Source organism: Micromonospora sp. WMMD987 (genome assembly GCF_029581435.1).
Classification (GTDB): domain Bacteria; phylum Actinomycetota; class Actinomycetes; order Mycobacteriales; family Micromonosporaceae; genus Micromonospora; species Micromonospora rifamycinica.
Genome location: NZ_CP120861.1, coordinates 3528117 through 3548609, shown reverse-complemented (window position 1 = coordinate 3548609; position 20493 = coordinate 3528117). Strand labels below are relative to the sequence as shown.

The 20493-nt window shown below is 67.9% G+C and carries 12 protein-coding genes; 7 read left to right on the top strand and 5 right to left on the bottom strand.

Translation table 11 applies throughout. The features are described from left to right. Nucleotides 1-70 precede the first annotated feature (70 nt). Nucleotides 71-1498, top strand: coding sequence for a hypothetical protein (locus tag O7612_RS14940; RefSeq protein ID WP_282265022.1), 1428 nt, complete (start codon nt 71-73; stop codon nt 1496-1498). Between the two features lie 70 nt (nt 1499-1568). Here the strand turns inward: O7612_RS14940 and O7612_RS14935 are convergent, their stop codons facing one another. Then, nucleotides 1569-2510, bottom strand: coding sequence for a helix-turn-helix transcriptional regulator (locus tag O7612_RS14935; RefSeq protein ID WP_282265021.1), 942 nt, complete (start codon nt 2508-2510; stop codon nt 1569-1571). 395 nt (nt 2511-2905) lie between these two features. On the opposite strand from O7612_RS14935, the gene O7612_RS14930 reads away from it, so the two are divergent. Further along, the gene (locus O7612_RS14930; RefSeq protein WP_282265020.1) at nt 2906-3130 is read left to right on the top strand and encodes a GntR family transcriptional regulator; all 225 of its coding nucleotides are present in this window, start codon (nt 2906-2908) and stop codon (nt 3128-3130) included. Nucleotides 3131-3684: 554 nt separating this feature from the next. Here O7612_RS14930 and O7612_RS14925 read toward each other — a convergent pair. The 4 genes from O7612_RS14925 to O7612_RS14910 form a co-directional block, all read right to left on the bottom strand. Then, nucleotides 3685-4965, bottom strand: a complete 1281-nt coding sequence (locus tag O7612_RS14925) for a PIN-like domain-containing protein (protein ID WP_282265019.1) — start codon at nt 4963-4965, stop codon at nt 3685-3687. Nucleotides 4966-5294: 329 nt separating this feature from the next. Further along, a complete protein-coding gene (locus tag O7612_RS14920; protein ID WP_282265018.1) occupies nt 5295-10202 on the bottom strand; it encodes a class I SAM-dependent DNA methyltransferase in 4908 nt (1635 codons plus the stop codon). Beyond that, on the bottom strand, nt 10199-13000 hold the full coding sequence (locus O7612_RS14915) for an SNF2-related protein (RefSeq protein WP_282265017.1): 2802 nt from the start codon (nt 12998-13000) through the stop codon (nt 10199-10201). The genes O7612_RS14920 and O7612_RS14915 overlap by 4 nt, the downstream gene beginning before the upstream one ends. Nucleotides 13001-13015: 15 nt before the next feature. Beyond that, nucleotides 13016-14077, bottom strand: coding sequence for a serine/threonine-protein kinase (locus O7612_RS14910; protein ID WP_282265016.1), 1062 nt, complete (start codon nt 14075-14077; stop codon nt 13016-13018). Between the two features lie 436 nt (nt 14078-14513). Between O7612_RS14910 and O7612_RS14905 the strand changes: the two genes are divergently transcribed. The 5 genes from O7612_RS14905 to O7612_RS14885 all read left to right on the top strand — a co-directional run bounded on the left by O7612_RS14905 (nt 14514) and on the right by O7612_RS14885 (nt 20489). Then, nucleotides 14514-14915, top strand: coding sequence for a hypothetical protein (locus tag O7612_RS14905; protein ID WP_282265015.1), 402 nt, complete (start codon nt 14514-14516; stop codon nt 14913-14915). Nucleotides 14916-15185: 270 nt separating this feature from the next. Next, a complete protein-coding gene (locus O7612_RS14900; RefSeq protein ID WP_282265014.1) occupies nt 15186-16559 on the top strand; it encodes a M23 family metallopeptidase in 1374 nt (457 codons plus the stop codon). Nucleotides 16560-17002: 443 nt separating this feature from the next. Beyond that, nucleotides 17003-18361, top strand: a complete 1359-nt coding sequence (locus O7612_RS14895) for an aminotransferase class I/II-fold pyridoxal phosphate-dependent enzyme (protein ID WP_282265013.1) — start codon at nt 17003-17005, stop codon at nt 18359-18361. After that, entirely contained in the window at nt 18358-19533 is a 1176-nt protein-coding gene (locus O7612_RS14890; RefSeq protein WP_282265012.1) for an MFS transporter, read from the top strand. Before O7612_RS14895 ends, O7612_RS14890 begins: the two co-directional genes overlap by 4 nt. Beyond that, complete coding sequence (locus tag O7612_RS14885) at nt 19530-20489, top strand: sulfotransferase (RefSeq protein ID WP_282265011.1); 960 nt, start codon at nt 19530-19532, stop codon at nt 20487-20489. Before O7612_RS14890 ends, O7612_RS14885 begins: the two co-directional genes overlap by 4 nt. Nucleotides 20490-20493: the final 4 nt, after the last annotated feature.

Below are 20493 nucleotides of genomic sequence, written 5' to 3'. Positions count from 1 at the left end.
ATTGACAGATTGAGATCACTCAAACACTCTGGGTATCCGCTTGTGCCATGTGCCAGCACCGGGGGTGGGCGTGGAGATTGATTCCTTCGTCAGGGCTCTGAGCCAACGGTCGCTGCTCGCGCTGGAATCCTCTCCGGACCTCGTCGCTGATGTGCTGCGGTATGCCGAGACAAACGCCAAGAGCCGCGAGGCGTACTGGTATCACAAGCGGTTGACCACGGTGGACGTCGGTAGCGGCGGGCTGCGGACCAGCCCGGCTCGGGTGCTGCACGAGCTGGGGGTGGCCACCACCCTGCTGACGGCGTCTCCGCTGTCGCAGGTCGCCCGGCACTGGGCCGCCGTACGCTACTGCGCGACCTTGACCAGGGCCAACAATGGGCGTCTCGCGCTGACACGCGACGCCAACGAGGTCGTCTACCACCACAAGGTGACCCAGTCCGAGCAGTTGGGCATCGGCCTGGCCCTCGTCGTCGCCAGGCACGTGCTCCGCCGGCAGTACCCGGGGTGGACGTTCCACGCGGTCGACGCCGAGGTGGCGTTGAAAGCCGGTTTCGTGGACGGGGGCGGTGCGGTGGAATCCGTCTCGCCGACCAAGAAACGACCGGACTACATCCTGCTCGGGCACCACGCCACGAAGACCCGCCGCCGGATGAAGATCGTGATCCTGGAGTGCAAGGGCACCCACCAGCCGCCGAATTTCCTCCATGGCCAGCTCGCCCGGGCCGCCGTCCAGGTGGAGGCGCTGTCGGTGGGTGGTAGGCATCCGCCGGCGCTGATGGTCGCCTCGCACCTCACCCAGACCGGGATCACCGCTTACGTGCTCGATCCGCCCGGCGACGACGAGCTGTGGTCCGGTGATGACGAGGAGCTGGACGGCCTGCTGAGCACCCGCCCCGAGGACCAGTTCTGGCGACCGCGCACGGCCACCCGGGATGACATCCGAACGGCACTGGCCCCCACCACGTCCCCGTCGCCGGTGGGCGCGACCGGCACCGGATCCGACCCGGTCGAGGAGTTGCCACCCGGCGCACCCCAGGTCTTCGACATACCCGAGCCGGAGCGTGGCTGGTTCACCCAGATCCTCACCCGCGCCGTGGCGGCCACCGCGCTGCTCTTCGCCGGCAACAGCTCCGCCGCCAGCGAGTACGCCACCCCACGGCAGCGCGGTACGGAGGATCTGGCATCCCCACCGGGCCTGTTCGACCTGGACCCGGCATGGGCGACGAGCAGCGCGACGACCCTCCACCTGCCGCACGGGATCTCGGCGGAGGGCACCCGGCACCGTGCGCCTCTGGGCGGCGGCCGGGTTCTGGAGGTGTTCCGTGGCGTGGAGAGCCAGCTCTACCGCGAGCTGGCCGGGGGCCGGATCGGCGCCTACCTGCGGGACGCACCGGCCTTCTCCCGCAAGCGGTCGGCAGCGCCGGTCGACGGCGGGATCTACTCGTACGGCTCCGACGGGACCATCCTCGTCGTCCGGGCACTCGACGGCAGCGGCTGAGCGGCACCTCCCCGACGTCGGTCCAGCGGGTCTGGCGCGGCTGCGGGTGGGTCGGCGCGGACCGTCCAACTCATATCGCCCTGGCCCGGAGCAGTCGGGGCTCCGGTTGCGCACCGGGTGGCCGCTGACGGTCGCCGCCGCGGTGGACCTCGGCGCTGATCTTCTCGATCAACCGGCGGGACTCGTCGTGGTCCAGGGCCACCGCGTCCAGACCGGCCCACGCCTCCTCGTATTCGATCACCTCCGCCGCCCGGTCGAGATAGAGCGCGCCGGTCAACAACTCGCGGTAGACCACCGGCGGGTCCGGCTCCACCCGGTTGACCGGCGGGAAGTCGAGCAGCAGGAACGGACCCGCCACCAGGGCCCGGTGCACCCCGACGGCGAGCGGCACCACCCGCAACGACACCTGCGGCAACCGGCTCGTCTCGACCAGGTGCCGCAACTGCGCGACCATGACTGCCGGATCACCGACGGCACGCAGCAGCACAGACTCGGCGAGCACCACCTCCAACCGGGGTGCCGCCGGCAGCCGCCGCAGCAGCGCCTCCCGCCGCCGCAGCCGTACCTCGATCAGCCGGTCCCGATCCCCCACGGTGAGGTCCGGCCGTTGCCGGCACACAGCCGTCGCGTAGTCGCGGGTCTGTAGCAGCACGGGGATCATCCCGTCGGCGTGCTCACGAAGCCGACAGGCGTCGGCGGCCAGGCTGACGTACGGCTCGCACCAGCGGGGCAGCGGATCACCGTAGGCGTGCCACCAGCCCTTCGCCCGCGTCTCCCCGGCGAGGGTGACCAGCGCGGCGGTCAGCTCGGGCCGCGCAGCGTAACGCTCGCACATGACCCGCACGTCGCTACGGCTCACGGCGGACCGGCCCGCCTCGATCTGCCACAGCTTGCGCCGGCTGAACTGCAACGCCTCGGCCGCGCCGTCCACCGTCATCCCCGCCTCGACCCGCAACTGCCGCAGCACCCGCCCGAGGTGCCGACGCGGCACCGACGACCCGTCGTCAACCATCGGCCCGCCGCCCCTCGCCCACCCCGCTCCCCCGCCGCCGACGGCCCCCGCCTGACGGCAGCAGCGCGTACCGGCCCGCCCGCTGGTTCCGCGCCACCCCCACCCGCCGCACGGCCCGCCCGCACCCCACCGCACCGCCGCCCGGCAAGGCCCCAGCCCCATCGGGTACGCCCACCAACCCGCCCGAGGGCCGCGCACGCCCCGACCTACTCCCCTCCGGCACGACCTCCCCCACCAGGTCAGCGCTGACCCGCCCCACCCGCAAGAACCACTTCCACGGCCGGTTCATGGCTACTCCCTCCTGTCGTTCGTTCAGGCTAGCGCATCTTTCCTAGGGTTCCTAGTAAACCTAGGGTTACCCGTCCACCTCGTCGGGTCCGGTGATCCCATCGGGTATGCCCTACGCCCAGCCCCTTTGGAGATCCATCCGTGATGATCTGAGGGCACGGATCAAGGCAGGTCTACTGAAGCCGGGCGAGAAGATCCCCACCACTCGTGAACTGATGGCCCAGCACTCGACGACCTCTGCCACCGTACGCAGAGCGGTCGACTCCATGATCGAGTCCGGTGAGCTCATCGGCCGGCAAGGCTTGGGCGTCTTTGTTGCCGATACCTCATAGCAGACCCCCTAATCGATCTGACTAGCCCTACTACCAACGCCCTCCTCAGCCATCAGGTGGACATGACGAGATGGCTGGCCCTACGTCGGCATCTAGTCTGGTGGACGAGAGTAGCGGCACTCGGCTGTTGAGCATTCCCGGTACCTGGCCGGCACGCTGACAACGGCCGGCCCTACACACCTCCCAGTCACACGACGGTTGTCTTGGCCTGTGTGCCTTCCTGGTCACCACTGTTATCGTGTGCTGAACCCCGAAAAACGGCGTTCGTGGTCAACAGCCAGCCGCTGGGGTTCACCTGCACCGGCATGGTTATGAGCTTAGCCGGGATCCCACGGATCCGCACGCCGATCACGGTGAATGGACCGTCGAAGGGCTCCTCTCCCATCATCGACCACTACGAAACCATCCTTGGTCGCGATCCGGGCTGATAGCTACGACCACCTCGTCCGTTTCGACACGGCTCTCGAACTGAGCCAGCCGAGTTGGGCTTTGAGCGGACGGCCTCGTAGGCGTAGCTGAGTACTCGACTGGCATCGCGTCTTCGTACCTGCCGACTAATCGTCCTCTGCCTCAGGCACGCGCTCTCGGATACGTCGCAGGAACAGCGGCAGAACGTCGTCGTGGATTTGAAATCCGGCAGCCACGCCGACTGCCGGTGAGTCTTCATTGTAGACAGCACGAAAAAGATCGACTGCCTGCTCAGGAAGGCGGCCTTCCTCACGCATCAGCTGCGCGATCCGGTTGAACGGCCGGGTAAAGCCGCGCAAACTGCGTTCCTCAGGATAATTAGCAACCTCGAACACCTGGCTCCTAGTCACATACCCACCCTGATTGGCCGCCTGCACAAGTACGAGCGCTTGACTGGGGGCTTCGTCTACCAGACGACTGAGCAGGTAGTTAAGTGCTTCCTGGTTCCAACCGCCATGCTCCATGTAAGGCTCCGGTTCGGCCAGGAAGGTGTCGACTCGATCCGCGTCTTGGACAGAGTCCTCTTGGATGGAAACGGAGAGAATCTCGCTTGCATAGGCAAGTAGCTGCGCGGGCCGGACCATGAATAGCCGTACACCAGCCCGTTCGCGCAACTCGTCCACCAGCTCGACGCGGGGGCCACGCCGTTCCCCACCCTCCCCCCGCCACCAATCTTCCTTAGCATCACCGGTCACAAAGAGAACATTAACACGGCGCCTCTCTACCTCTATGAGAGTTTGCTCCCAAATCAGATAGTCGCCAGCACCTTCGGCGCTATCCTTCTTTCGGTCCATGTATCCTGGCGGAACCTTTTCATCGATCCGACGCTGCGCCTCGATGAGTGCGGCTGCGAGTTTATCCTCACTCAATGGCTCACCGACCTTGCCGCGCAAGATCATGTTCAGCGAGGCAAGCGCCATATCTTTATTTGTATCGCGAGCAGCGTCAATCGCGACAGTGTCGTTCAATTCGCCCACGCTGGCTAGCACCGAATCAAACCCTTCGGTGAGACCCTTAATGATCACTGAGGCCTGTTCAGGTTTTAGCGCAACTCGATTCACCCAACTCTGCACGACACTCACCGCTTGCCCACGGATCTTCTGCAACTCAACGGCAGTCTTCGCAGTTTCCCGCGGATCTCGTAACACCCGATCCCGGTTGCGCCAGAACTCTGTCAACACCTGGTGCGGAATCCAGAGCCTATCCGCCAAACTCGACATAACAGCGAGTAAATCATTACGGAGAGCCTCCGTGTAACGATAGAGGTTTAACAAGACGTTGGCATCGAGCACGACCAAGCCCGTCCGTAAAACCTCCGCGTATTCTTCAGGGGTCGGGGTCACATATCCTTCGAAGCCGTCGGTCATTCCCCGTGCTTGACTAGAAGAGGACACGCTTGAGCCATGATTGACAGTCGCCACTGCGGCAGTTTAATCTCTCAGGAGTCGCACTGCTGTCAACCAGCAGACACATTGCACGCCCGTTGCAAGGCCTCAAACGAGAGCCAGGATAGCTACGAACCTAAGTGGAGCAACCCTTAATACTTCAACGGTAGTTGTTTAGAGTACCTGTAGCCTACGGACGGGTGAGCAGTGTTCCGAGCCCGTCACAGCGGACACCCGTTGCGGGACATACACGCAGACCTACTCGATGCAGGCAAGCTAGGCATCTCGGTCAGGGCCGGCAGCCAATCCTCTCAGCCTCCCGCAGAAGCATCCTGCAATCGCCTACTAAAGAACTCATGAGCCTGTCGGTACTCCGACTCACGATCCGCCTTATAAAAGGGTGCGGTATAGCCTTCCGGAATTGGCAACTGACCCTCGCCATCAAAATATGCTTTTAATTTACTATATGTATCTTTCGACTGATCAACGCCTTGAGCATGGAATTCACGGGAGATCTTGCGCCCAGCGGCGTCAAACCACATCTCGCCTTCGTACGAGTCGAGCACGGCGTAGCGCGCCCTGAACAGCGCAACCAACTCGTCTGCATTGATGCCAAGCCAGGCTGCCACCAATGCGTCGATTTCCACGAGAGCAGCACGTCGCTCGAACTCGGTGCGGAGGGGGGTTTCCGTCGTCCATAGCGACCGAGATGGACATAGGGAGTTAATCCTGGGCCAGGCCACCGCCCACTGTTCGCTACCTACCCAAGAAACGCTAAAGAGCGAACTCCACAGCGAGGAGTAAGCATTGGTGACACAATTCAGCCGAAGGATGCGCAGCAGAAGCGCCTCGGCCAAGGGATGAAACTCGCTTGCAGCCGGAATAGCGAGTATCTCTTTACCATACAGCGTTGACTTCCCAGACATGCGCACGCTGTAGTCCAACGGCAGAGATGCCCAGAACCCCGCATTCAAAGCAGTCTTCCGGTCGCTGCCCAGCCAAAGAGTATGGACTGCTTTAACATGCGACGGCCCCGGCGGGTAGAGAGCAGAATACAAACTACGCTCTCCGCTAACCGAAATCATCTCCCTCCACGCAAGCCGGTAGTATTCAGTAAAGGGCCTACCATTCCATTCCTCCAACGCTCTCCTGAAAGCGACCACATCGACGCCTTGCCGATAGTTAGTCCGCGGAACGAAGTCGTCAGACGCATTCACGAGGTCTATCAACCGATAGTCTTTATTGCTTCTGCAAGGCATGTTCGGTTGCTTTGCAAGTGGATTCGCAATGCCAATCATCGGACCTTGCAGCACCACGCCACCCCAGTCTGACACAGCGCCCGTATCCCATCGGACTAAGCCCTCACGCTGCGCATCGCGCTCCACAAAGCCGCGGCTAAGGTTGATACTGTCGGCAGAAAGCCGCCGAGAAAAGCCCGCCAGCACATTTATTGCACCCTGCTCTGCCGAGCTTACTGGATAAAGGACCTTCGCTTCGCCGGCTGACATATCTGTATGTCCCGCCATCATATGCCACTCGGCCAAAACCCCTTCGTCGACCTCCACGATCCGAGCTGCGTGCGGACGCAAATCCCAATCCCCTGCGAATTTCAATCCAGGAAGATCACCTACACCATCGTGGGAAAGGGAGCCAACGAGCGTTGAAGGATCATATAGCCAAGCGGCCTGTCTGAATAATACCGCTCGACTGTGACCATAAACATGAACACCGAACTCTACATGGTTATCGACTTCGCTGAACAGGTACTGCCTTCTTTGGTTAATGAAGTGGGCGTGAAATCTCATTCTTTTGTAACAAGCAGCGCGAAGTGCCCCCTCATTCGTACCACTCAGATGTGAGTTCGGATGAAGAAAGCCAACCACCCCCACAGCCCTGGAGTTAGCCCATGCACGAACAATGAAGGCCCGATACAAATTCGGTTGAGTGTTCACCAAGAGGGGGTACTCAGACTGCGACGAGAAGTAACTCATTGTTGCGGAATGGGCAGACAACTCTTCAGAATATTGCCGCGCGATAGAATGTGGAGTCAGAACGTGAGCCTTGCGAGCGATGACAGTCGGAGGATCCGGCCTGTCGACGAGTCCAAACCAGGGATCACACTCGGCAAGAACCGTATCTTCTATCCATCTCGGCCTCACCCAAGGCGGGTTGCCCACCTGCAAATCAAACCCGCCGTTCGAAAAGGCTCTAGCAAACCTAAGCTCCCAGTGGAAGAAGCCATGATGCTCGGCGAGCTGTTCCCCAGCCAGCAACCACGGGAACCGGTCCGAAAGCATCCACGGCGAGTCGACACCGATGACGCCGTCGAGCTTCCGTTCGAAGTCACTCATCTCGCTCAGACTCGTGAGAGTCCGCCCATAGAAACGCTCGGTGTTTTCGTCCACGTCACTGCGCCCGATGAGTGCTTCGGCGAAGGTGAGCCAGTCGTCCAGGTTGGTCAGGGGGACCTGCTGGCGGAGTTGTTCCGCCACCGTCATCCGTCGGGTTCCGGTTGCCTTCGTCGGCATCTTCAGCTGCTGGGGCTGCACGTTGCCGAAGATGTCCGTCGTCTCATAGACCACCGGTTCGTCGTACGCCGGCTCGTCTTTGACGTGGGTGACCTGGACGGGCGTGGTTGGGTATGCCGGGTCGGTGCCGTCGAGGAGGCCGACCTTGTCCAGCGGCCAGAACCACAGCGCGCACCAGACGTCCATCAGTGTCTTGAGCCGCCAGTACGGCGTGCCGGGCGCGGTCAGGTCGGCCAGGATCTCGTCCCGGGGCACCGCCTCGGTGACCGGCGGCAGGTCGTCGGCCCCCCACACCGGGATGTGCCGGCGGATCTCCCGCTCAGAGATGTCGAGGCGCTGCTGCACCAGCCCCCACAGGAACTCGACCCGCCGCGCCAGCCCCTGCAACCGCTTGACCTGCGAGTTCTTGCCCTTGGTGGAGGGCGTGCGCTTCATCGCCGTACGCCAGGCTTTGAGTTTGGCGGTTTCGGCCGGCGCCAGCTCGCGGGCCTCCTTCTCGCCCGCGACCGCGCCCCAGCCATCGGCGGGGAGCAGGAAGTGGTGGATGGTGTCGGGGTCGATCGGGCCGTCCCGGAACGGCTGTTCCTTGGGCGCGGTGGTCAGCCACGACTTGTCGGCGAGCTGCGCCGGGGTGTAGGTCTTGCGCCCGCAGCCGATGAGCGAGTTGCCACGTTGCAGGTGCAGGCCGAACCACGGCGCTTGCAGGCCGGCATGCATGACGTTGAGCCAGAGCGACACCTCGGCCAGCTCGACGGCGGTGCGGTTGAGGTCGACGCCGTAGCAGTTGTGCAGCGCGATGTACGCCTTCACCCGCTGGAGTTCCAGGTGGTACTGCTCCGGTTCCAGGTCGACCTGCAACTCGCGGGCGCGGCGGCGCAGGTATTCGGCGGCGACCTGGTTGATCGCCTCGTTGAGGAACGCGCCGGAGCCGAGCGCCGGTTCGCAGATCGTCCAGTCCAGCAGCTCGCGGGCCGGGGTGACGGTGCCGTCCTGGTCGAGCCGGTACTTCAGGGCGAGTTGGACGGTGACCTCGGTCAACGACTGCGGCGTGTAGTAGGAGGCGCTGGTCTGCCGGTCCCGGCCGGCGAGCCGGTAGACGAACTCGCCGGGCTGGTGACTGACCCGGCTGCGGACGCCCGTGTACGGGTGCTCCCGGTAGACGAAGACGCCGTCGTCGTAGTCGTCGACCTTGGACGCCGGGATCATCCACGAGCCGTCCTTCGGGTCGCCGTTCTTGGCAACCTCGTAGAGCTGCTCGGTGGCCACGAACCCGGTGTACGACATCAGTCCCTCGTAGACCGCGCCGAGCTGGTTGATGCCGAGCTGCGCGTACGAGATGAAACCGCCGCGCCGCCGCTTGCCGCCCCGGGTGAGCATCAGCCGGCGCAGCACCTCGTAGAGGACCTTGTTGCGCAGCCGGGTGTCGATCTTCGGGCCGTGCTCGTCGTCGGGGTCGCTGCCCGGCTCGGGGATCAGCCGGCCGATGAGTCTGGTCCGCTCCGGCAGGAACAGGTCCGACTTCATCGGCTCGAACCGCAGCCCCTCCCCCTCGCTGGCATGGTCGTCGACCGCCACACCGCCGCGCGGCCGGTGCCCGTCGTTGACCATGCGGAACAGCAGGTCCAGCGACTCGTAGAGGTGGTAGCCGCCCTCGCCGGAGGGGGCCAACCGGCGGGACACCAGGTCACCGAGGCGGGCCAGGCTGTAACCCTCGACGTACTGCGGGTCGTTGACCGGCAGCACCCCCAGCTCGGGGCGGGCCTCGGCATAGAGCAGGAACAGGATCCGGTAGAGGTAGCGCAGCGCCTCCCGGCCCAGCTCCTTGGCCAACTCGTCGAGGTCCATCACGTCCTGCGGTTGGAAGCCGGCCTGCCGGATCTGGTCGAGCACCTCGTTGGCGATGAGTTCGACGGAGACCTTCAGGCCCTCGCGGAGTTCGCTGGACACCCCGACGGCGTGCTGCCGGGAGCCGGCGACCAGCTCGGCGAGGGGTTCGGTGCCGCCCTCAGCCGGCGGGCGCAGCGAGTCCGCGCCGAACAACGCGGCGACGACGTCGAGTTCCCGCTCGTCGTTGCGGGCGTACGCGGTGTCGAGGCTGACCGCCAGGTAACGACCCTCCCCCCAGGCGGTGCGGTCGGCGAGGGTGAGCACGCCACCGCTGAGGATCAGCACGTACCGGGGCTTCGGGCTGTCGGCGGCGAACAGCAGCGACGCGAGCTTCGCGCCCGTGGCGATGGTCTCGGTGCCCGACAGGGTGAGCGGGTCGAGCAGCCGGCCGGCGTCGTCCGGGTCCTGCGCGGCCTCGGTGTCGACCGCCCACCCGCAGTCCAGCGCGACGATGCCGTGCGCGGTGGTCAACTCGGCGTGCGCCACCACCACCTCGTGCTCCTGGCCGGAGCGTTCGACGGTGATGGTCTGCGGCCGCGGGTCGAACCCGAGGGCCTTGAGCACCTCGTGGTGGTGTTTACGCAGCCGCTCCGGATCGAACAGGTCGACGTCGGTCAGCTCGGTCTTGGCGTCGAAGAACTGCCGGCGGATACCGCGCAGCCCGGCGCGCGGGGTGACCCGCCCGGACTTCTCGTCCCCGGCCCACTTCTTGAGCAGCCCACCCTTGAGGGTGCTGGGCAGGAGCTCGGCGAGGTAGTGCGCGGAAAGGTACTCGCCGCGGTTGGTCAGCGACTCGAAACTCATGCGGCACTCCCCTGCGACGGTACGAGGACGGCGAGCACCCGCAGCAGCGGATCGCCGGTGGTTTCCAGCCGGTCCAGCAGGTCGTGCTGCTCCTTGACGGTGGTGTCGACGCGGCGGCGACGTTTCTCCCGGTGCACACCCGGCAGCTCGTCGAGCAGGCTGGTCTGCTCGAAGGCCGCCAACTGCCGGCGGTGCCGGCGCAGCGGTTCGGCGTTGGCCTCGGCCCAGTCGGCGCGCTTGCCCTCGAGGTACTGCCGGGCGGCGTGGACGGCCGCCGGCAGCAGCGCCTGCAACGGGTCGATCGCGATGGGCTCGGCGCGGTTGACCATCGTCGGACCGACGTTTGCCTCGCGCAGCACCTCGTCCATCGGCCGGATCGTCGGGGCCGCCGGCAGGTCGGTCACCGCCATCCACTGCACGACGGTGGGTTGGCCGAGGCGGTTGGCGTAGACGCCCTGGATCAGGAACGTCGGTGCGGCGACGTCGGCGGTGAGCACCGGGGCCTGCTGGCGGCCCAACCGGATCAGCACCTTGTCGACCAGCCAGTCGACCATCGGGTGCACGTCGCTGAGGAAGGCGATCTCCGGCCAGGTCGGCGTCCTGCTCTGCCGGGCCTGGTCGAGCTTGCGTTGGGCCAGCCGGCGGTCGAAGGTGACCTTCAGCCGCAGGTCCTCGCCCTCGCGGTGGGCACGCAGGTAGGAGCGGGGCAGGTCGGTGAGCCGGTGCACCAGGTCGTCGGGGGCGAGGAAGGTGAACAGTTCGTCCTCGCGGCGCAGGTCGAGGTGGTCCTCAGGGCGGTCGTCGTAGATCTCGGCGAGGGCGGCGTCGACGAAGTCCCGGGTCGAGTCGAACAGCTTCGGCACCCGGGCACGGGGGATGTCCGCCGCCACCGGGGCGGTACCCACCTCGCCGAACAGGTCGGCCATCACGTCGATCTCGGCGTGCGCGGCGTCGTAGGACTCGTCCACCGTCTTTCCGGCGAGCAGGTCCCGGACCAGGCGGTCCTCCTCGGCCCTGGGGTCGTACCGGCCGGTGACCGCCTCCACGCTGCCGAGGCTGCGGTGGGCGGTCTCCTCCCGCCGCAGCAGCTTCTCGGCGACCGTCCGGTCGTCCTTGGCGTCCGGGCGGGCGGAGGTGAGGATCAGCGCCCGGAACTGCGGCTGGTGCTGCTGCCCGTAGCGGTCGACCCGGCCGTTACGTTGCTCGATCCGGATCAAACTCCACGGAATGTCGTAGTGGAACAGGTGGTGGCACTGCCGGTGCAGGTTGACGCCCTCGGAGGCGACGTCCCCGGTGAACAGCAGCCGGACCTCGCTGCCGGCGAGCTCGAACTCCTGCAGGATCCGCTGCTCGTCGGAGTCGGCCACCCCGCCGTGCAGCACCCGGATGGCGGTCGGCTTGAGGCCGAGCATCCCGGGGACGACGTCGGCGAGCCATGTGATGGTCGGCACCCGTTCGGAGAAGACCACCGCCCGGGTGTCGCTGCCCCGGCCGACCCCGATCTCCCGCAGCGCGTCGACCAGCCGACGCAGCTTGCTGGAGTCCTGGTCGGTCATCGCCGTGGTCAGCTCCGCGAGCCGGTCCAGCGCCGCCCGCTCGGTGCCGGTGGCCTTCTTCCGCCGGTTGGTCACCGTCTCGTGCAGCGCTCGGTGCGACGACAGGAACGACTTCAGCAGCGTGTACGGAAAGAGCCGGTCCTGACCGGTGATCGCCCTGTCGGTCCACCTGCCGGCCAACCACACGTCGGTCAGCTCGTCGAAGATCCGCTCCTCGATCGGGCCCGCCGGGCAGTGCAGAGCCTGCGACGGTCCCCGGTCGGCCCACGTGTCGCCGATCTGGTCGCGCACCTCCGGGCTGATCTTGGTGCGGCGCAGGTAGAGGTGCGCGATGTCGCTGGCCTGGTAGTCCTTCTCGTTGGCGATCGCCGCCGGGTCGAGCAACGAGATCAACCGGGCGAAGGACTCCTTGTCGCCGTTGTGCGGAGTGGCGCTGGCCAGCAGCAACGCGTCGGTCTTGGCGGCCAGCCGGCGGGCCAGCTCGTTGCGCTGGGTGCCCTTGTTGATCAGATTGTGCGATTCGTCGATGACCACGGCGTCCCAGGTGGTGGCCTCCAGGTGGTGCCCGAACTGGCCGGCGTCCTTGAGGGTGTCGACCGAGATGATGGCCCGCTTGAAGTAGGTGAACGGGTTGCGCCCGGCGGGGATCTCCTGCTGGATCCGCTGGATGCCGGTCGAGTCGAGCCGGACCAACGGGATCGCGAACCGGGTCCACAGTTCCCGCTGGAACTGCTCCAGGACCTGCTGCGGTGACACCACCAGGATGCGGTCGCCCCGGCCCCGGCGGATCAGCTCGGCGAGGATCAGCCCGATCTCCAGCGTCTTGCCCAACCCCACCACGTCGGCCAGCAGGATCCGGGGCCGCAGCCCGGACAACGCCAGCTCGACGGGCCGCTGCTGGTAGGGCAGCAGATCCAACAGGAAGCGGTCGGCCAGCGCCAACCCCCGCTCGGTACGCGGCAACGGCGTACGCCGCAGCACCGCCTCCAGGAAGAGTCGGCTCTGCCGGAACCGCGACGAGGTGTCCTGGACGAGCGCCGTGTCCTCGGGCACCAGCGGGGTGATCTCGTCGAGGGCGGTGAAGAAGCTCGCCTCGACGTCCTGCACGAACTCGGACACGCCGACGGCCTTCACCATCGTGCCGTCCGCGGTGCCGGTCCTGACGCTGCGGACCAGCCACTCCTCGTCCCGCACGACGATGCGGGAACCCGGGGCGAAGGTGGTGGCCTGGGGGGTGGTCATCGGGGTGGAGCCTTCCTACAGGGTCGCGCGGCGGGCGTACTGACGGCGGATCTTGTCGACCAGCCAGGTGACGTCCGATCGGCCGGCGGGCCGGTCGGGATCGGCTGTGGTCGGGGTCGATTCCGGTGTGGTGCCGGTGTCGCCTTCGACGAGCGGGCCACCCTCCGGGTCCTGCTTCGGGTCGTCCAGGTCCGGTGGGACGAGCAGCTCGGTTTCCCCGTCGTAGGTGAGCGCGGCCAGCTCCTGCCGCAGGGCGTGGATGCTCCGGCCGCTCGTGGCGGTGGCGACCGCCAACAGCCGGGTACGGACGTCGTGCAGCCCGGGACGGGCGGTGGGGTCGAAGGCGAGCATCGTGCCGAGCAGCTGGGCCAGCTCGCCCGGCACACCGGACAGATCGGGTAGGTCGTCCGGCTCGCTGATCCGCAGCAGCAGATTCCACGAGTTGGTCGAGGGGTAGAGGCCGTGGCCGGTGAGCGCGAAGACCAGCGTCGCGGCCAGCCCGTAGATGTCCACCGCCTCGGTCAGCTTCCGATCGCCCTTGACCTGCTCGGGTGACATGTAGGCGGGGGTGCCGGCCAGGGCGCCCGGCTCGGTCAGGTAGGCGTGGCGTTCGATCAGGATGGCGAGGCCGAAGTCGATCAGCTTCGGTCCGTCCGGCCCCAGGATGATGTTCTGCGGTTTCAGGTCGCGGTGCAGCAGTTTCACCTGGTGCACCTTGTCGAGGCCCTCGGCGAGCATCGCGCCGGCCAGGGCGGCCAGCGGCAACGGCAACGGCCCCCGGGCGTCGACGTGCTGACGCAGCGTCGCACCGGGGACGTACTCGACAGCCAGCCAGGCCGGCTGAGCGTACGGGTCGGCGCCCTCCAGCCGGGCGACCCGGGAACCGTAGACGAGCTTCAGGCTGTCGACCTCGGCGGCGAACCGCTCCCGGACCGTCGGCGCCTCGATGAGGTGCTGTTTGATCACCTTGACCGCGACCCGCTCCGCGGTAGGCGACACCGCGAAGAACACGTCGCCCATTCCGCCCGACCCGAGCGGTGCGACGATCTCGTAGCCGCCGATCCTGTCCCACGCCATCCGGCCCCCTCACGGCGACATCCACCCGCCTCGACTACCACCGGGCCGACCTAGCGAGCAACGGACGCGACCGTACACGGTGGACGATCATGCGACCAGCCGTGGAACGACCGCCCTGCCGTCACCAGGCCGTCAGATATCCGACGGCGTGCCCTGCGGTTCAGGTCCCCGCTACGACTCCACCCCGCGCGGCGGGTTCCCACGCCCTCCCGCCCACCGGCCACTCGCGGTATATACGCAGCTCAGTAGCGTGATCAAATAGTCGCCTGTCCATGATTGGACACCCTTACCCCTGGCTTGACCCGGGCCGGAGTACGTACCGTTCAACTTATAAAGGTGCATTGATCAGATTCAACCAGCATCTGGTATCTGATCAGCAAATTCGCCCTTTTACCACCACACCGCCGCATCCGTGCGGCCCACCGAAGGAGGCACCATGTCCACCGAGTCCACCAAGCAGACCGCCCAGCCCGTCGCGAGCCCCAGCGACGTCGCCGAGGCCACCGCGCTCCTCGTCCCGGCCACCTCCGCCGGCATGCCGCCGACAGCGCAGCTCTTCTGGGCGGTGGTCGAGTCGACAGGCGTGCTGAACCGTGGTTTCGGGGTGGTCTCGTCCACCCGCCTGGCCGTCGGGCAGTACCAGGTGGTGTTCAGCCACGACGTGACCCGTTCCGCGTACGTGGGGAGCATCGGTCTGACCGGTTCCGTCGGGGGCTCACCCAGCGGTGAGATCGCGGTGGTCGGCCGGGCCGGCGTGCCGAACGGCGTGTTCGTCCAGACGTTCACCTCGGCGGGCGCACCCGCCGACCGGGCGTTCCACCTGACGATCTCGTCGTGACACCGGCGCATCCAGGTCCCCGCCACCGGTCGGTGGCGGGGACCGCTCACGTCCGCGGCATCGCGCCCCGGTCCGATACCGACGGGAGGGTCGCCCGTTTCCTCTACGGGGCGATCACCGGCGGGCGGCCCGGCCCGTCCGGCCTCGACGACGCCCGACGGATCCGGACCGGGACCGCGTGCTCCGCCCGCACAGCTCCCCCCGGAGGGACGTCCGACCCGTAGGATCGACTTCCTTCGAACGATGCTCCGCTCAGGAGGGAAGTCCGTCATGACGGGTCCACTCGCCCGGGTCCTCACCTCGGCCCGCCTGGCGCTCGCGACCGTCGGTGTCGTGGTGCTCGCCGCCGGGGGTGTCGCCACCGTCGTGGCTGGCCCGGCCCGGGCCGCCGGACCCCGACCGAACTTCCAGATGCCGGTGCCCTGCGGCGAGACCTGGCGGCTGGCCACCTACTACGGTCACGACGACTACGACATCGACCTGACCTTCACCGGCGGGGCCAGCAACGGCCGGCCGATCCTCGCCTCGTACGGGGGCACCGTCGCCTTCGCCGGTTGGGGCAGCGGCGGTGGCTGGCATGTGATCGTCGAACACGGCGGCGGTTGGCGGACGCTCTACCTGCACATGATCGAGACGCCGATGGTCGCCACCGGGCAGTGGGTGGCGACCGGCCAGCAGCTCGGCCGGGTCGGCAGCACCGGCAACTCCACCGGCCCGCACCTGCACTACGAGCAGGTCCGCGACGGCGTCAAGACCGAGTCGTACTTCGACGGCGTGCCCTCCGGCATCACCTCCGACGGCAGCCCGTCCACCGGCCCGCTGTACGTCTCCGGCCCCACCTCGCCGGCCCGGAACATGACCAGCCGCAACTGCGGCCAGGCCGCCAACCGCCAGGTGTACGAGTCCGGCAGCCACAGCGGCTGGCAGATGCTGCCGGTCAACAGCATCACCGGCTCGGCCACCGCGTCGATGGTCATGGGCGGCAACAAGCTGCTCTACACGGTCAACGACGGCCGGGTGTACGAGGCGTCCAGCGACACCGGTTGGCGCAACCTGTGGACCGGCATCTCCGGGGTCAGCAACAACGCGCTGGCCGTGATCAACGTGGACGGCGTGAAGTACATCTACACCGTGGTCGGCGGGTGGGTGCACGAGGCGAGCAGCGCCAACGGCTGGCGCAACCTGAACACCGGCATCTCCGGGGTCAGCAGCAACGCTCTCGCCGCCATCAACCACAACGGCGTGAAGATCATCTACACGGTGGTCGGTGGCTGGGTGCACGAGGCCGCCAGCAACAACGGCTGGCGCAACCTCAACTCCGGCATCTCCGGCGTCAGCCCCAACGCGCTGGCCGTGATCAGCCTGAACGGCGTGAAGTACGTCTACACCGTGGTCGGCGGCTGGGTGCACGAGGCGAACAGCGTCAACGGCTGGCGCAACCTCAACTCGGGGATCTCCGGGGTCAGCCCCGACGCCCTGGCCGCGATCGCCTTCAACGGCGTGAAGATCATCTACACCGTGGCCGGCGGCATGGTGCACGAGGCCGCCAGCGACAACGGCTGGCGCAACCTCAACTCCGGCGTCCGGGGCACCGCCGTCTCGGCGACGAGCATCAGCGGCGTCAAGGTCCTCTACACCGTCTGACGGCCGTCCCGACCCGTCCGGTCAACCCGCCGCCCCGGTCGGCGGCCGGCGGGCCACCGTGTGCCGGGATGTCTGCCCCGCGGGGCAGCCCCGCACGGACGGTAGGAGGCCGGCGGCCCACCGGCGTCGCCTTCGTGCAGGCCGGGCAATACGACGCACCGACGCGCCTGGCCATTCGCCATTGCCAATCGTCACTGTGCGCGATGACGGGCACGGTCGACCCTCCTCAACGGATGCTAAGTCGGCGCTCCACACGAGATCGACGGTTGACGGCCCGCATCCCGAGGGCAATCATGTTGTTCACTGGATTCCCGGCCCGCGCAAATGTCGGATCTGGTGGTTGTTTCGGCATTTCGATGCGGTTGCCCGCGAGGTGGAAGCCCCGCGCGCATTTCCTATCGACTAACTCGGAAAAACCACCGCAGGCAGTCAGGAGCACACCGGTGAACGGGAACGACGAAGCTCCCGCGTCAACCCGGCCCGAAGCCGGGTCGCACGGCGTCGAGCTGCACCAACAGCTCGCCCTCCACGGCGGTGCACCGGTCCGGCGCACCCCCTGGCCGACCTACGACAAGGGTGCCGTGCACGTCTGCCAGGAGGACGAGGAAGCGGCGATGCGGGCAATCCGCAGCCACCTCTACTTCCGCTACGACCACCGTAACGAGTCGGAAACCGAGTGCGGGCAGTTCGAGGCCGAATTGTGCCGCTACTTCGGCACCCGGCACGCACTCGCGGTATCCAGTGGCACCGCCGCGCTCGCGCTGGCCATCATGGGGGCCGCCGTTCCGCCCGGCGCATTGGTGGCCTGCCCCGGATTCACCTTCGTGGCCACCCCCAGCGCCATTGTGCTGGCCGGCTGCCGACCATTCCTGGTCGAGGTCGACGACGACCTACGGATGGATCTGGACGACCTGCGCCGCCGCTGGCGACCGGAGATCAAGGCGATCCTGGTGGTGCACATGCGGGGCTTCGCCGCCGACGTGGCGGCGCTGGCCGCGTTCGCCGCCGAGATGGGCGTCCCGCTGATCGAGGACGCGGTGCCCGCCCTCGGCGCCGAGCTGGACGGCCGCAAGCTCGGCACGTTCGGCGTGGCGGGGGCGTTCAGCACCCAGTCCGACAAGGCGCTCAACTGCGGCGAGGGCGGCTTCCTGGTCACCGACGACAGCACCCTGTTCGGGCGGGCGGTGGCGCTCTCCGGCGCGTACGAGGGACGGTTGCGGCGGCACTTCCCGGACACCGAGCCACCCGTCGACGGGTTGGAACTGCCCCTGCTCAGCCTACGGATGGACGAGATCCGGGCCGCCCTGCTGCGGGCCGAGTTGACCCGGCTGCCGCAACGGCTGGCCCTGTTCCACCGCAACTACGCCCAGGTCAGCGGCGCGCTGGCCGACCTGCCGGGGATCGCGGTGCGCAACCCGGTCGCGCCCGGGGCGTACCTCGGCGAGGCGTTCGTGTTCCGGGTGCCCGGCGGCGACGCGGGCTGGTTCACCCGCGCCCTGCGGGCCGAGGGCATCGACGCCCGCAACATCGGCGCGGACGACGACCTCAACGTGCGCGCCTTCTGGAACTGGCGGTTCATGTACGACGAGACCGACCCGGCGCGGATCCGCGCCACCCTGCCGCGCACCGCCCGGCTGCTCGCCGAGACGGTCGACGTGCCGCTGTCGTCCAGTCTGACCCCCGACGACTGCGACCAGCTGATCCGCGCCGTCCGCAAGGTGGCCGCCGCCTCGGCCCCCGTGGCGGTCGGGTCGGCGGCGTCCGACCCGGCACCCGTCGGGGTGGAGCCGGTGCGCGCATGACCGCCACCCCCACCCGGGACACCGCCGTCCCCCGGCTGGCGATGGTGGGCATCTTCGGTGGCCTCTTCGCCGGCTACCTGGGGCTCACCGCCGTCATCCCGGTGCTGCCGGCGTTCCTGCGCGACCGGCACGACGCCGGGGACTTCACCGTCGGCCTGGTGGTCACCGTGACCGCGGCGACCGCACTGCTGGTCCGCCCGGTCGCCGGCGCGCTGGCCGACCGGCACGGCCACCGCACGGTGATGCTGACCGGGGCGCTGGTCGTCGCCGCCGGGGGCCTGCTCTACCTGCTGCCGCTGAGCGTGCCCGCGCTGGTCGCGGTCCGGCTGCTGCTCGGCGCGGGGGAGGCCGCCCTGTTCACCGCCGGCGCGGTGTGGACGGTGGCGCTGGCCCCGCACCACCGGCGCGGCCAGCTCATCGGCCTGTACGGGGTGAGCATGTGGGGCGGCATCTCCGCCGGCACGTTCCTCGGCGCCACCCTGCAACAGGTCTCCTTCACCGCGGTCTGGGTGCTCAGCGCCGCCGCGCCGCTGGTCGCCGCCGGGCTGATCGCCATGGTGCCGACGCCGCCCCGGACCGCCCCGACCGGTGGCGGCGGTGGGCTGCTGCTGCGGCCGGCGCTGCTGCCCGGGATCGCGCTGACCTTCGGCGCGGCCGGTTACGCCGGGCTCGCCGCGTTCGTGGTGCTGCACCTGGACACCCGCGACATCGGCCACGGGGTGGTGGTGCTGAGCTGCTTCAGCGCCGTCTACGCCGGCACCCGGCTGGTCATCGGCCACCTGCCCGACCGGCTCGGCCCGCGCCGGGTGGCCGCCTGGTGCGGGGTCGGCGAGGCGGTCGGGCTGGCCGTCATCGCGGTCGCCCCCAACCTGCCGGTCGCCGTCGTCGGCAGCGTGATCATGGGGGTCGGCTTCTCGCTGCTGCACCCGTCGCTGGCGCTGATGGTGATGAACCGGACCGACCCGGCGCGGCAGGGCGCGGCGATCGGCGCGTACACCTCGTTCTGGGATCTGGGGCTCGCGGTGTGGGGGCCGGTCACCGGCCTGGTCGCCGCCGGCTTCGGCTATCCGGCGGTCTTCACCGTCGGCGCGGCCTGCGCGCTGCTCGCCGCCGTCCTCGCGGTACGGATCGGCCGCCCGGCCGCCGCGCCGACGGGGGTGACCGCGGGATGAGCGCACCGTTGACCGTCCTCTGCGTCACCGGCTGGTGCCGTAACGGCAGCACCATCATCGGCAACGTCCTCAACGAGGTGCCCGGCTTCTTCCACGTCGGTGAGCTGCATTTCCTGTGGAAGAACGCCACCGGCCGGGGGGTCAACGACCGGTGCGGCTGCGGCGAGGCGCTGACCGGCTGCCCGATCTGGTCGTCGGTGCTGCCGATCGGCCGCCCCGAGGGCACGTCGCCCGACGCGCACGCCGAGACGGTGATCCGTCGGCAGTGGAGCCGGGTGCGGACGAGGCACACCTGGCGGGTGCTGCGGCGCGGCCTGTACGACGACGAGATCCGGGCGCACGCCGACCTGATGGGCCGGGTCTACCGGGGCATCGCCGAACGCACCGGCGCGCGGGTGATCGTGGACACCACGAAGATCCCCGGGGAGGCCGCGCTGCTGTCCCACCTGCCCGGCATCCGGCCGTACTACGTGCACCTGGTCCGCGACCCCCGGGCGGTGGCGCACTCGTGGCGGGAACCGAAGCAGTACGTCTACGCGATGTCCGCCGCCCGGAGCACCGCCTACTGGCACGGCTTCAACCTGGCGTCCGCCGCGATCACCCGCCGGCACCCGGAGCGGTCGATGTTCCTGCGCTACGAGGAGTTCACCGCCGACCCGACCGGCACCGTCGACGCGCTGCTGCGGCTCTGCGACGCCGACCCGGCCGGCAACCCGGTGCACGGGCGCACCGTGCGGTTGCACCCCAACCACACGGTGACCGGCAACCCGGACCGGTTCCGCACCGGGCCGACCGTGATCCGGGACTCCGACGACGGCTGGCGGCGCACCCTGTCACCCCGCCGCCGGCTGGCCGCCACCGCGCTGGCCTGGCCACTGTTCGGCCGCTACGGCTACCGGTCCCCGGCCGGTCCCGGCGCGGCACGGGTCGACACCGCACCGGACAACGGGAGGTAACGGG